At 68.5% G+C, this 11354-nt stretch carries 11 protein-coding genes and 1 riboswitch; of the genes, 1 reads left to right on the top strand and 10 read right to left on the bottom strand.

Annotation, left to right across the window (positions count from 1 at the left end; all coding sequences use genetic code 11):
- Nucleotides 1-158 precede the first annotated feature (158 nt).
- Nucleotides 159-255, bottom strand: a riboswitch (glycine riboswitch).
- A 113-nt stretch (nt 256-368) separates the two neighbouring features.
- Complete coding sequence (locus tag ICC28_RS37995) at nt 369-746, top strand: PRC-barrel domain-containing protein (RefSeq protein ID WP_188293419.1); 378 nt, start codon at nt 369-371, stop codon at nt 744-746.
- 331 nt (nt 747-1077) lie between these two features.
- Here the strand turns inward: ICC28_RS37995 and ICC28_RS37990 are convergent, their stop codons facing one another.
- From ICC28_RS37990 to ICC28_RS37945, 10 genes are all read right to left on the bottom strand, one after another.
- Entirely contained in the window at nt 1078-2478 is a 1401-nt protein-coding gene (locus ICC28_RS37990; protein ID WP_188293418.1) for a DNA polymerase IV, read from the bottom strand.
- Nucleotides 2479-2538: 60 nt separating this feature from the next.
- Nucleotides 2539-3183, bottom strand: a complete 645-nt coding sequence (locus ICC28_RS37985; RefSeq protein ID WP_188293417.1) for a MerR family transcriptional regulator — start codon at nt 3181-3183, stop codon at nt 2539-2541.
- 276 nt (nt 3184-3459) lie between these two features.
- Nucleotides 3460-3933: a bifunctional nuclease family protein gene (locus tag ICC28_RS37980; RefSeq protein ID WP_004002801.1), complete on the bottom strand. Its 474-nt coding sequence runs from the start codon at nt 3931-3933 to the stop codon at nt 3460-3462.
- An 83-nt stretch (nt 3934-4016) separates the two neighbouring features.
- Complete coding sequence (locus ICC28_RS37975) at nt 4017-4754, bottom strand: MerR family transcriptional regulator (protein ID WP_188293416.1); 738 nt, start codon at nt 4752-4754, stop codon at nt 4017-4019.
- Nucleotides 4755-4796: 42 nt separating this feature from the next.
- Entirely contained in the window at nt 4797-5687 is an 891-nt protein-coding gene (locus tag ICC28_RS41620; protein ID WP_411158643.1) for an FHA domain-containing protein, read from the bottom strand.
- 130 nt (nt 5688-5817) lie between these two features.
- Nucleotides 5818-6663, bottom strand: coding sequence for a DUF881 domain-containing protein (locus ICC28_RS37965; RefSeq protein ID WP_188293414.1), 846 nt, complete (start codon nt 6661-6663; stop codon nt 5818-5820).
- Between the two features lie 5 nt (nt 6664-6668).
- Complete coding sequence (locus ICC28_RS37960; RefSeq protein ID WP_003988855.1) at nt 6669-7001, bottom strand: small basic family protein; 333 nt, start codon at nt 6999-7001, stop codon at nt 6669-6671.
- Complete coding sequence (locus ICC28_RS37955; RefSeq protein WP_188293413.1) at nt 6998-7912, bottom strand: DUF881 domain-containing protein; 915 nt, start codon at nt 7910-7912, stop codon at nt 6998-7000. Before ICC28_RS37955 ends, ICC28_RS37960 begins: the two co-directional genes overlap by 4 nt.
- A 98-nt stretch (nt 7913-8010) precedes the next feature.
- Nucleotides 8011-10506: a mannose-1-phosphate guanyltransferase gene (locus ICC28_RS37950; protein ID WP_188293412.1), complete on the bottom strand. Its 2496-nt coding sequence runs from the start codon at nt 10504-10506 to the stop codon at nt 8011-8013.
- Nucleotides 10507-10620: 114 nt separating this feature from the next.
- Nucleotides 10621-11229: a CDP-alcohol phosphatidyltransferase family protein gene (locus ICC28_RS37945; RefSeq protein WP_188293411.1), complete on the bottom strand. Its 609-nt coding sequence runs from the start codon at nt 11227-11229 to the stop codon at nt 10621-10623.
- Between the last annotated feature and the right edge of the window lie 125 nt (nt 11230-11354).

Genomic DNA, 11354 nt, shown 5'->3' with positions numbered 1-11354 from the left:
TGACGCGACCTTCGAGGGGCACCACGGCACGGGTACCCGGACGGCCTCCCCCTCTGTCATCTCAACCTGAGAGCTTCACCGGGTCGCGCAAGGGCACCCGGCTTTCACCGTCGGTGAGAGCGGACGCCGTCGACACCCGCCCTGCTTTCCAGAGTGACCTCGTCCGTGCGGTACGTGGGCCTGAGAGATTCCGGGGAGGATTTGCTCCTTCGGCGCCTCCGGATGGGGTCCGGAGGACTCTCCCGCACGGGGTCAGCAGCCGCTGTCAGCGTACCAGCGAGGTCAACGCCCAGGCGTTCGAGTGGCCAGGCGCCCGAATGTGCTCTTTCGTAGTGCTTACGGATGAGTTGCGACCAAGTGGAGGGCCCGTGCAGACCGACATCGATCCGCGCAACCTGATCGGCCGCAAGGCGTTCGACCGCAACGGCACCAAGATCGGCACGATCGACGAGGTCTACCTCGACGACGCGACCGGCGTACCGGAGTGGGCGGCCATACGTACCGGCCTGTTCAGCAGGGACGCGTTCGTCCCCCTGGAGCCCAGCGAACTGGTCGAGGGCACCCTGCACGTCCCCTTCGACCGCGCCCTGATCAAGGACGCCCCCGACTTCGGCGTCGGCCGCCACCTCTCCCCCGAACAAGAACTCCAGCTCTACCACCACTACGGCCTCGACGTAGCCCCACCCCCACCCCTCCCCGACCACAACTTCGGCCACGTAGCAGGCACAGAAGACGCAGAACCCTAACCCCACCCACAAACACCCGCACCACCTGAGCCGACACAGCCGCCACCGGCCCACACCACCAAGCCTGCGGACACCCGCACCACCACGAACACCCGCACCACCTGGCACGACGCCCACCCCAGCAGACGGTGCCGGCCCACGCCGCCAAGCCTGCGGGCATGCGTGCCGCCTGGGGCGGCACGGGTGGGCGCAGGCGGCACCCCGCCAGCGCCGGGCCGCGCGACCCACCCCCGGCCAGCACCACCCCGGCCCGCCACCGCCACCCGGCCCGCACCACCCCCAACGCCCACCCGCCCCCACCGCGCACCCAAACCTCACTCCACCCCCTCAGTCACACACCACCCCCCGCCGCAACCCCCCTCAACGACACCAACGGCAACGGATCCGCCACCTCCAACCCAGGGTCGTCAACCCGAAACGTCCGCACCCTCCCCACCCCGGACCCCGGCGTCTCGAACCTCACCGTCACCCGCCCCAGCCCACTCCCCTGCACCCACCCATGCCCATACTCGGCATGCCGCACATCGTGCCCGGCCACCCACCGCCGCTCCGCCACCTCCAGGCGCTCCCCCACTCCCACTCCCACTCCCACTCCCATCCGCTCCTCCGCAACCACCTCCGAAGCGTCCTCCTCCAAGAACCCCTCCACCCCCCGCTCCCCCGCCGCCTGAGCAAACAGGTCCTCCTGCGTGAAGTCGGCCAGCCCACTGACCCCGACCCCCAGCAGCCGCACCCCTCCCGTCGTATCCACCGCCTCCAGCAACCGCGCCGCAGCCTCCCGCACCACCGCCGGATCATCCGTCGGCCCCCGCAGCGTCTCGGACCGCGTCAAGGTGGAGAAGTCGTACCGCCGCACCTTCAGCACGATGGTCCGCCCCGACAACCCGGCCCCCCGCAACCTCCGCACACACCGATCCGCCAGCCGCTGCACCTCAAGCCCCACCCGAACCCGATCGTGGATGTCCACGTCGTACGTGTCCTCCACCGACACCGACTTCGTCTCCCGCTCGGCCACCACAGCCCGCTCGTCGTGCGCCAGCGCCATGGCGTACAACGCGTGCCCGTGCGCCTTCCCGAGCAGCCGCACGAGCTCGTCCTCCCCCGCCTCGGCGATCTCCCCGACCGTGGTGATCCCGGCCCGCCGCAGATGGTCCCCCGTAGCCGGCCCCACCCCCGGCAGCGTCCGCACCGGCATCGGCCCGAGCAGCGCCCGCTCGGTCCCCGGCTCGATCACCACGAGCCCATCCGGTTTGGCCTGCTCAGAGGCGATCTTCGCCAGCATCTTGGAGGCAGCGAGCCCTACGGACCCGGTGAGCCCCGTGACCGCCCGTATGTCGGCCCGCAGCCGCGCCCCCACCAGCCGCGCGGACTCCTCGTCCCAGGCCGCGCCCCCGGCCTCCAGATCCACGAACGCCTCGTCCAGGCTCAGCGGCTCCACCAGCGGCGACAGCTCCCGCAGCAGCCCCATCACCTGCTCGCTGATCGACCGGTAGAAGCCGAACCTCGGCACGAGATACGCGGCATTGGGCGCCAGCCGCCGCGCCTGCGCCATGGGCATCGCCGAATGCACCCCGAAGACCCGCGCCTCGTACGACGCCGTCGCCACCACACCCCGGGGCCCCAGCCCGCCCACGATGACGGCCTTCCCCCGCAGGCTCGGCTTGGATGCCTGCTCCGCCGAGGCGAAGAAGGCATCCATGTCGAGGTGCAGGATCGTCGGCGCGCTTCTCACATCTCCGATGCTGCCCTACGCCACTGACAATGCCCCTGCTACGACCAGGAGCGCCCGCTGTCAGACCGCCCGGTTGCGCCGCCGCGCCAGCTCGTCCGCCGGATTGCGCCCGACGAGCGTCTCCCCGGTGTCGATCCGCTCCCCGTGCAGTTGCGACAGCGCACTCTCGACATCCCGCCACACCACACCGACGGCGATCCCGAAGATCCCCTGCCCGCCCTGGAGCAGCGCGTGGACCTCGTCGGGAGAGGTGCACTCGTAGACCGTGGCGCCGTCGCTCATCAGCGTCATGCGTTCCAGGTCGCGAAACCCGCGCTCCCGCAGATGCTGCACCGCGGTACGAATGTTCTGCAGCGACACACCGGTGTCGAGGAAGCGCTTGACGATCTTCAGAACGACGACGTCACGAAAGCTGTACAGACGCTGCGTCCCCGACCCGTACGCAGGCCGCACGCTCGGCTCGACGAGCCCGGTGCGCGCCCAGTAGTCCAGCTGCCGGTAGGTGATGCCCGCGGCCGCGCAGGCCGTCGGGCCGCGATAGCCGATCTGCTCGGACGCCATGGACGTCGCCCCTCCGCTGCTCGGCACGGCCGCCGGTCGCTGCGGAGCATGGTCGGCCGCGCTGCCGTGAAGCGGGTACGGACCGCTCGCCCCGAGACCGCGTCCGGGGGCACCCCCCGCCGTACCGTCGCCGCTGCTTCTCACGCCGACCTCCGTCCTTGACCTGCCTTCTCGACGGTAGGCAGTCACCAGGGGTGCGTCAACGATCGCCACACTCGGCACGCCGAGTGATAATCACCCTAGGAGTGGTTTCCCGTATCCCACCGCGGGGAAAGGCTAGCCGAATGCGCTCGGACCGGGCCGCAGGACGCTCTCACTCGCCCCTGGCAATTGCCGACCCAACGCCCAGCCGGCGACCACCCGCACCGAATCGACGTCAGCCACCGACACCACCCGTGCCGATCGTCCGCCGACGGCCCCTCACTGGCTGCTGGTGCCGAAGTCCTCGGGCGAGATCTGGTCGAGGAACTCGCGGAACTTCTCCACCTCGTCCTCCTGCTCGTCGGGGATCGCGATACCCGCGTCGTCGAGCACGCCGTCGCTGCCGTAGATCGGCGTACCGGTGCGCAGGGCCAGCGCTATGGCATCGGAGGGACGGGCGCTCACCTCGACGCCGCTGGCGAAGACCAGCTCCGCGTAGAAGACGCCCTCACGCAGGTCAGTGATGCGCACTTCGGTGAGCTCCTGGCCGACGGCCTCCAGCACGTCCTTGAACAGGTCGTGGGTCAGCGGTCGCGCGGGGGCCATGCCCTGCTGGGCGAAGGCGATCGCCGTCGCCTCCCCCGGCCCGATCCAGATGGGGAGGTAACGGTCGCCTCCCACTTCACGCAGGAGCACGATCGGTTGGTTGGAGGGCATTTCGACCCGGACACCTACGACATCGAGCTCGTTCACACAGCAACCCTAGGCCGTGCCCGGGACGTTTGGGTAGTCGGGCAGGAAACGCGGCCCGTCCGGCCGTCCAGGAACAGCCCGACTCAGGGCAGCCGCACCCCGAGGGCGGTCTTGACCAACGCGGCGTGCAGTTTCACCGTGAGCCCCGCCAGCTCCTTCGTACGCGCCTCGGCGTGCGCCCTGGTCTGCGGGTTCCGGTGGCGCCTCAGCGGGGCCACCACCTGGTCCACCAGCCCGGCCTCCCGGTCGGCGGCGGCCTTCATCACCCGCAGATGCCGCGGCTCGATCCCGAAGCGCCCCAGCTCGGCCACGAGCGAGGCCACGGTGACCGCCTCCGCGTCGTACACCCCGTCCGGCAGCGGAGCGATGAGTCCGTACGACTCCCACTCCTCGAGCTCCTGCTCGCCGATCTCGGCCGCGGCCAGCAACTCGGCCCGTCCGATGCGCGCCGCCGTCTGCGCCTCGGAGAACTCCGGGACGGCCTCGCCGTCGCGCTGCCGACCCACGGTCGGCAGCGCAATGGCCTCACCGCGCTCCATGGCGTCCAGATGCTCGCGGATCACCTTGAGCGGCAGATAGTGGTCCCGCTGCATTCTCAGGACGTGGCCGAGCCGCTCGACGTCCCTGGCGCTGAACTTGCGGTACCCGGAAGGAGTCCGCTGCGGCTCGATGAGGCCCTCCGACTCCAGGAAGCGAATCTTGGAGATCGTCACTTCGGGGAACTCGTCCCGCAGCACGTTCAGCACCGTGCCGATGCTCATCAGCCCACTGTCCGGGGCGGCGGTGCCGTGCCCGGCACCGCCGCTCGGTGTTTGAAGCATGGACCTTCCCTGGGGTCCGCCCGGAACGGGTCCGGGGGAGCGTCAGTAGCCCCGCTGGCTCGCGTAGAAGACCAGCCGGTACTTGCCGATCTGCACCTCGTCGCCATTCGACAGGGCGACCTGGTCGATCCGCTCACGGTTGACATACGTGCCGTTCAGGCTGCCCACGTCCGCCACCGTGAACGAACCGTCCGGACTCCGACGGAACTCCACGTGCCGACGGGAGACCGTGACGTCGTCCAGGAAGATGTCGCTCTGCGGATGACGGCCGGCCGTGGTCAGGTCACCGTCCAGCAGGAAGCGGCTGCCCGAGTTCGGTCCACGGCGCACCACCAGAAGCGCGGAACCCAGCGGCAGCGCCTCGACGGCCGCCTGTGCCTCGGGAGAGAGCGCCGGCATCGCCGTCTGGCCGGTGGCCTCGGCGTCGTAGGCCTCAAGGCCGGAGATGGAGATCGTGGACGTCGTCTCGGACGGACGCTCCGGCACGGCACCGGGCCGCAGCGGAGCACCGCAGTTGGAACAGAAGCGGCTGTTCTCCGCGTTGCGGTTACCGCACCTCGTACACACCAGGGCCGACATGGACGGATCCTCCTGCCGCGGCTGCCCCTCCGGGGCATTGGACGCGTACGGGTCGGCGGAGAACCCTCCACCCGTACTTGAGGTTGACGGTTGCCCGAAACCTATGCCTCCGGACTGGGCAGGGTCAACAGACGGCACGCCCTGACCTCCGGAAATGTCACCGCCCGGACCAGCCACCTGGTCCCGGAACAGCGGCCGCTGGCCCTCCGCGTCAGGCTGTGCGCGATGACGGGCGGTCGCGTTTTCGCTCCCCTGTCGCGCGCTCTTGCCGAACAACTTCGCAAACAACTTCACGGGCGATTCCCCTTGACTGAAACAGACCCGCCCGTGGGGCAGGACGAACCCTGACTGCACCTACCGGCCGACCCGGACATCCTGACAACGTCCGTCTCCACCAGACAGTTTCCACCACGCACCACCCATTCGGTGCGCCGACCCCCCGCAACCTCATGCCCTCGCCGGACGTCCCCCATGCACCCCCGGCTCACTGGGAGGACGACCGAGCGTAGTCAGGCCGTTCCGCCGCCCGCAAGGCGTCCACGACGATCTTGTCGGAACGCTCGACAATCACGGTGGCCTGCTCCTTCTCGAGAGTCTGCACCACGCCTCCAGGGATGTTGAGCGCCGGTTCCAGGTCCTGCGGGTTGCCGATGACCTTGAAACGATACGGCGCGTTGATCTTGTTCCCGTCGACGCGCACGCTGTTGCCCGAGTCCGTCAGGTAAGTGCCGGCCACGACCCGCACACCATTCACCTGGATCGCCTCCGCGCCGGCCGCACGCAACTCCTGAATGGCGTCGAGCAGCATCCTCGCCTCGACCGTCCCCTTCGTGTCCTCGATGGTCATCGTGATGCCGGGTCCCTGCGCGGCCACCGTGCCCGCCAGAATGCCGAGTTGCCGTTCCTTCTCGACCGTCTGTCTGCGAGCTTCCTCGGCCTGGTCCGAGCTGTTCTCCAACTCGTCCCGCTGCTTCTCAAGGCCCTGCTTCTCGTCCTCAAGACGCTGAGTACGGTCATCCAGTTCATCGAGGATCCGGACAAGATCCTCCTGACGTGCTCCGCGCAGGGCGCTGTCCCCTTCGCTGTTCGAGGCCACCTGGACGGCCAGGCCGAAGCCGAGGCCGAACAGCAGCAGGGCGACGATCAGTTGGGCCCTGGTCACCCGCGGCGGCCACAGCCCCTGCACCAGCCGCTGACGACCGCTCAGCCCGGGCCCGGGCTGCGGCTTCGGGGCAGCTACCGGCCCGGTGGTCTCCTCGGCCGCGGCCGGCACCTCGTCGGGCAGTTCCTTGCGCAGCCGGCTCTCCGGCGTCCCGTCCTGGTCGCTCATCGGCCTCACGCCCGGAAGACGTGCCGACGGATCGCCGCGGCGTTCGAGAAGATGCGGATCCCCAGGACGACGACCACGCCGGTGGACAGCTGGGCCCCCACGCCCAGCTTGTCCCCCAGGAAGACGATCAGCGCGGCCACGACCACATTGGACAGGAACGACACGACGAAGACCTTGTCGTCGAAGATGCCGTCGAGCATGGCCCGCAGACCACCGAACACGGCGTCCAGCGCCGCCACGACGGCGATCGGCAGATAAGGCTCGACGACCGCCGGAACCTCAGGCCGGACCAACAGGCCGGCCACGACTCCCACGACGAGGCCCAGTACGGCGATCACGATGTGCCCTTCTCGGTTTTCTCGGTGTACGGCTGTGCTGTACGTACGGTCACACTCGGCGCGGCGGGCAGCCGGAGGTCGCCCTCCACCGAGATGGCGGTCCTGATGCCGTAGCTGTCCTGCAGGGCGTCCAGATACAGCCCGTCGGCACTGTTCTGGAACCGGGTACTCAGCCGCTCGCCGTCCCCCACCGCGAGCACCGTGTACGGCGGTACCAGCGGCTTGTTGTCGACCAGTATCGCGTCGCCCGCGGCCCTGATCGCCGACAACGCCGTCAGCCGCTGCCCGTTGATGGAGACGGCCTCGGCCCCGGACTCCCACAGCCCGTTGACCACACGCTGCATGTCCCGGTCGCGAACCCGCCCGGTGTCGGAGAAACCGGAGGTCTCGCGCGGGTCCCCGCTCCCGCCCCCACCGGACTGCTTGGCGTCGTCCACGACCAGTTTCACACCCGGGCCATGGACTTCGACGGCACCCGACAGGATGCCCACGAGCTCCCCCTGCTCGCTGCCCCCGCTCTCCTTGAGGGCCTCGCGCTGGCGCGCGTTCACGTCGTCCCGCAACTCGTCGACGGCATCCGCCAGCCCGTCCGCGAGCTCGGTCTCCTGATCGATACGGTCGATCAGTTCCTCGCGCTCCTTCGCGACCACGGGAGCCGCCACGCGCGCCTGCGCCGCCCCGACGGTGACGACGAGGGCCGCCAGCACCAGTCCGGCGGCGAGCCCCAGCTTCGCCCGCAGCGTCTTGGGCAGCCCACCGTCACCCGCGGCCCGCTTCCGGGCGGCCGCCTCGGCATAGCCGTCGTCGAGGCTGTGGTCCATGACGTTGGTGAGCAGCGACATGGATGCGTCCGGGCGCGAGGCGCGCGTAGGTGTGCTCCGAACGGGGGGCTGCTGCGGCATGCCGCACATCGTCGCACGTCGCGCCGCCTACCTCCGAATGGCCCCACCGGCGTGCCGGACAGGCCCCCTTGGGGACACTTGTCCGGCACGCGCGCGTGCTCCGTGTTTCAGCGGCCGGCGCTGTCCACGACCGCCGACCACTCGTCCAGCAGGGCCTGCGCGGAGGCGTCGTCCGGGCCCTCGGCCCACAGATGGGTGACCGCCTCGGCGGGATCCGGCAGGACCATCACCCAGCGCCCGTCGGTCTCCACCACCCGCACGCCGTCCGTGGTGTCCACGAAGCGGTCTCCGGCCGCCTCGACGACCCGCCGCATGACGAGCCCCTTGACCGCCCAGGGAGTCGCCAGATCGCGCTTGAGGACGTGCGCCCGCGGAATCCGCGCGTCGATCTGGCTGAGGGTGAGCTGCGTCCGGGCCACCAGCCCGATGAGCCGTACGAAAGCCGCCGTACCGTCGAAGACACTGCTGAACTCGGGAACGATGAAGCCGCCCTTGCCGTCCCCACCGAAGATCGTCGTCTCGTCCCGCCCGACCCGCGTCAGGTCGTCGGGGGACGTCGTCGTCCACTCCACCTGGGTCCCGTGGTACGCCGCCACCTGCTCGGCGATCCTCGTGGTGGTCACCGGCAACGCCACACGTCCGCTGCGCCGCTCCGCGGCCACCAGGTCGAGCATGACCAGCAGCGCCCGGTCGTCCTCGACTATGCGCCCCTTCTCGTCGACGAGGGAGAGCCGCTCGCCCACGGGATCGAACCGCACCCCGAACGCGGCCCGCGCGGACGCGACGATCTCGCCCAGCCGCACCAGCCCCGACCGCCGCGCGTCCGCCGTCTCGGTGGGCCTGGACTCGTCAAGACCGGGATTGATGGTCAGCGAGTCCACCCCGAGCTTCCCGAGCAAGCTGGGCAGAACGAGCCCGGCACTGCCGTTGGAGGCGTCGACGACGACCTTGAGCCCGGACTCGGCGATCCCGGTCGTGTCGACATTGCGCAGCAGCGAGCCGGTGTACGAGTCGAAGACGCTGGCCGGGAAGTGCAGATCCCCGATCTCACCCGGGAAGGCACGCCGGTACTCCTGCCGCGCGAACACCCGGTCGAGCTTCCGCTGACTGCCCTGCGAAAGATCGGCACCCTGACCGTCGAAGAACATGATGTCCACGGAATCCGGCACTCCGGGCGACGTCCGGATCATGATCCCGCCCGCACTGCCCCGCGCGGTCTGCTGCCGGGCAACGGGCAGCGGTACGTTCTCCAGGTCGCGTACGTCGATGGCGCTGGCCTGGAGCGCGGAGATCACCGCTCGCTTCAGCGCCCGCGCACCACGCGAGTGGTCTCGGGCAGTGGTGACGGTGGAGCCCTTCTTCAGGGTCGTCGCATACGCCCCGGCCAGACGGACCGCCAGCTCCGGCGTGATCTCCACGTTCAGGATTCCGGAGACTCCCCGGGCGCCGAAGAGATGCGCCTGGCCCCTGGATTCCCAGATCACCGACGTGTTGACGAAGGCGCCGGCCTCGATGGTCTTGAACGGGTAGACCCGCACATTGCCCTGAATGATCGATTCTTCGCCGACGAGGCACTCGTCGCCGATGACGGCACCGTCCTCGATCCGCGCCGCACGCATGATGTCGGTGTTCTTCCCGACGACACAGCCCCGCAGATTGCTCTGCTGCCCGACGTACACGTTGTCGTGCACAACGGCCTTGTGCAGAAAGGCCCCGCTCTTCACGACGACGTTCGAACCGACAACCGTGTGCTCACGGATTTCGGCCCCGGCCTCGACCTTGGCGTAGTCCCCGATGTAGAGAGGGCCCCGAAGAACGGCGTCCGGATGAACCTCTGCGCCTTCCGCCACCCACACGCCCGGAGAGATCTCGAAGCCGTCGAGTTCTACCTCGACCTTGCCCTCCAGGACGTCGGCCTGCGCCTTCACGTAGCTCTCGTGGGTGCCTACGTCCTCCCAGTAGCCTTCCGCCACATACCCGTAGATCGGCTTGCCTTCCTTCATCAACTGCGGGAAGACATCGCCTGACCAGTCGACGGGAACGTCGGCCTCGACATAGTCGAAGACCTCGGGCTCCATGACGTAGATGCCGGTGTTCACGGTGTCCGAGAAGACCTGACCCCAGGTCGGCTTCTCCAGGAACCGCTCGACCTTGCCCTCTTCGTCGACGATGGTGATGCCGAATTCCAACGGATTGGGTACACGCGTCAGACAGACGGTGACGAGCGCGCCCTTCTCCTTGTGGAAATTGATCAGCTCGGTGAGGTCGAAGTCGGTCAGCGCATCGCCGGAGATAACGAGGAAGGCATCGTCCTTCAACGCCTCTTCGGCGTTCTTGACGCTTCCGGCGGTACCGAGTGGCTTCTCCTCGTTGGCATAGCTGAGCTCCATTCCGAGCTCTTCACCGTCACCGAAGTAGTTCTTGACCAGCGAGGCCAGGAACTGGACAGTTACGACGGTCTCGTTGAGCCCATGCCTTTTGAGCAGCCTCAGAACGTGCTCCATGATCGGCCGGTTGGCCACCGGCAGGAGCGGTTTGGGCATGCTTGAGGTCATGGGGCGAAGGCGTGTGCCTTCGCCTCCGGCCATCACGACGGCCTTCATGTCGGAAGCGTCCTCCTCGAAGAGACGACGGTCTAGCCGACTTCACCCGTCCAGATTGTCCCGCACTTTTCCGCCGCGGGCCATCGAGCCGCTGGGGCGCATCATTGGGCGGGGTCAATCGGCCATGGTGTCCGCACGAACCAGGCGGCGGACCTGAACCACGTAGAGGACTCCTGCCCACCAATACAGCGTTGTACCCCATCCGGCGAACGCCCATCCGAAAATAGCAGCAAGCGTCGGGAGCCACCCGCTTCCGTCGCTGAGCAGGAGCAGCGGGAAGGCATACATCAGGTTGAAGGTAGCCGCCTTGCCCAGGAAGTTCACCTGGGGCGGCGGATAGCCATGGCGTCTGAGGATGCCCACCATCACCAGCAGAACCAGTTCTCGGGCAAGAAGTACGGCGGTCAACCACAGCGGCAGAATCTCGCGCCAGGTCAGTCCGACCAGAGTCGAGAGAATGTAGAGCCGGTCTGCAGCGGGATCCAGGAGCCGGCCGAGGCTGCTGATCTGGTTCCAGCGCCGCGCCAACTTGCCGTCCAGGTAGTCACTGATCCCGCTCAGCGCCAGCACCAGAAGAGCCCAGCCGTCGCTCTCCGGTCCTCCGAACTCTGGCCTGAGAATCAGCCACAGGAAGAGCGGTACGCCAGCGAGCCGCGCCATGCTGAGGATGTTGGGGATGGTGAGCACCCGGTCCGTCTGGACTCGGGTCTCCTGGACCTCCACCCGGGGGCCTCCTGTGGGAAACGTGCGAACGATGCCCCCTGACCCTACCTCAACGCAAAAAAGCTCTGGCTCTCGGGCGGTGTGCCCAAGAGCCAGAGCTGTAAAAGAAGTTCGGCGGCGTCCTA

This window comes from Streptomyces sp. TRM68416 (assembly GCF_014596915.1).
Taxonomy (GTDB): domain Bacteria; phylum Actinomycetota; class Actinomycetes; order Streptomycetales; family Streptomycetaceae; genus Streptomyces.
Note: the sequence above shows the minus strand (reverse complement) of the source record. Positions and strands in the feature narration are given on the sequence as shown.